The sequence below is a fragment of the uncultured Salegentibacter sp. genome, assembly GCF_963972535.1.
GTDB lineage: Bacteria > Bacteroidota > Bacteroidia > Flavobacteriales > Flavobacteriaceae > Salegentibacter.
The window spans coordinates 1-2,114 of the sequence record NZ_CAXAVR010000200.1 but is presented as its reverse complement, the minus strand read 5'-3'; the positions used below and the strand labels follow the sequence as shown (position 1 = coordinate 2,114).

The following is a 2,114-nucleotide window of genomic DNA, read 5'->3' as shown; positions in this document are numbered from 1 at the left end:
GCGATGAGAAGCTTAGTTAGGGAAACCGCAATAACTCCAAACGATTTTATCGCGCCACTTTTTGTGGTAGAAGGAAAAAACAAGAAGGAAGAAATCGCTTCTATGCCTAATTATTTTAGGTTTAGTCTTGACTTGCTGGAAAAGGAAGTCAAAGAGCTTTGGAGTTTAGGAATAAAATCGGTTTTGCTTTTTGTAAAAGTTCCTGATAATTTAAAAGACAATGCCGGAACGGAAGCTTTAAATGCTGACGGACTAATGCAACGCGCTATAAAAACGGTAAAAAATGCAGTTCCGGAAATGCTGGTCATGACCGATGTTGCCCTGGATCCTTATTCTGCTTATGGGCACGATGGCGTGATTGCCGATGGAAAAGTGATCAACGACGATACTACCGCTATTTTAGCTGAAATGGGACTTTCTCACGCTAAAGCCGGCGCCGATATTCTCGCTCCCAGCGATATGATGGACGGCCGAATTTTTGAAATGCGCAGTTTACTGGAAGACGAAGGTTTTCACGAAACCGGGATTATGAGTTACAGCGCCAAATACGCTTCAGCGTTTTACGGGCCTTTCCGCGATGCTTTGGACTCCGCACCCGTTGATGCCGAAAACATCCCGAAGGATAAAAAAACCTACCAGATGGATTCTGCAAACCGCGAAGAAGCGGTTAAAGAAACCCTTATGGATATTGAGGAAGGCGCCGATATTGTGATGGTAAAACCGGGCTTGTGCTATTTAGATATTGTTCGTGATATTAGAAATGCAGTAGATGTTCCGGTTGCGGTTTACCAGGTTAGCGGCGAATATGCAATGATTAAAGCTGCGGCCGAAAAAGGCTGGTTAGACCACGATGCGGTAATCTTAGAACAATTAACCGCCATAAAAAGAGCCGGCGCTTCTATGATTGCCAGCTATTTTGCTAAAGACGCTGTGAAATTGATTTCTTAATTTTATAACTAAAATTTAGCGATAACCAATCAGGTTTTTATATACATTTACAGGGTGAAAAACCAGAAAAATTTGAAAGCGTTATATGCGCTGTTTGCCATATTTTTTATCTCCTTTTCAGGACAGGGCTTCGCTTTTTCTGGTTTTCCTGCTCATAATCTTGATTCCCGAAATTATGATTACCTGCAGGCTGACCAAAATCAGCAGGCAGTAATATTTTCTGAAATAATTTCTTCTGAACACATTACTTCAGAAGAAAATTTTCCCGGCTCTGCGGGTTATTTAGTTTCTGCATATTCTTCAAAAGAAGAATTCCTAATCCCGATTGGAAAAACTTCAATCTTTAGCTTTTTAGATCGGCGGCAATTAATACTTCAACATATTTATCCCTTCCATTTTTTTTGGTGAAATAGAGTTTTTATTGAAAAAACTATAAGCTTTTTCATGCTTACAAGGCTTTAAAAAAGCATAACAATAATTTCACCTAAAAAAATCAAAAAAAATGGATACCGCATCTACGCTAATAGGCCTTGGGCTTTTAGCTGTGTTTGTGCTGCCAATATTATTCTTAATCTGGCAACAAAACACCAAAGAAAAAAACAGGCTTAAAAACCTTAAAGAATTAAGTATAAAAAACAATTTAAACACCGATACGATAGAAATTTCGGCTACTTTACTTTTGGGATTAGACAGCAAGGCTAAAAAATTACTGGTTATAGAACCTACCAACAATATGCAACACCAGGTATTGGACCTTAGTTATATAAAAAATGCTAAGGTAAGTTCACACCCATTTCCAGATAAACCCGAGTTAATAAAAAGGATTAGCCTGGACCTTTCTGAAAACAGAAATAATAAAAAACTTACCGAAATTATTTTTTATGATGAAGATGACAACTCTAGTAATAATGCTTCAGAAAGGCTGGTTATAGCCCAGAAATGGAATCGAATAATTAGCGAAAAACTTTCTGCTTAAAGCTCATTAAATTCAGTTTTAACTGCCCCACCCTAACCAGGTGGGGTTATTTTTTTCAGGATTTACCATTTCTTTGCAAAAGATTGTTATAATAATCTTTAATTTAGTGATTCAAACAACCAAAAGCCAATATGGGATTACTCATTTTATATGCTACTCTTTCCATTTTCTTTTCTTTTATGTGTTCTAT

3 protein-coding genes are annotated in these 2,114 nt (G+C 37.4%); all 3 read left to right on the top strand.

All coding sequences use genetic code 11. The annotated features are described in order from the left end of the window. The coding region (hemB, locus tag AACZ30_RS13770) for a porphobilinogen synthase (RefSeq protein WP_339650090.1) at positions 1-948 on the top strand (948 nt) is incomplete at its 5' end. 72 nt (positions 949-1,020) lie between these two features. Beyond that, positions 1,021-1,356, top strand: a complete 336-nt coding sequence (locus AACZ30_RS13765) for a hypothetical protein (RefSeq protein WP_339650089.1) — start codon at positions 1,021-1,023, stop codon at positions 1,354-1,356. A gap of 94 nt (positions 1,357-1,450) precedes the next feature. Further along, positions 1,451-1,924, top strand: coding sequence for a hypothetical protein (locus AACZ30_RS13760; protein WP_093304514.1), 474 nt, complete (start codon positions 1,451-1,453; stop codon positions 1,922-1,924). Positions 1,925-2,114: the final 190 nt, after the last annotated feature.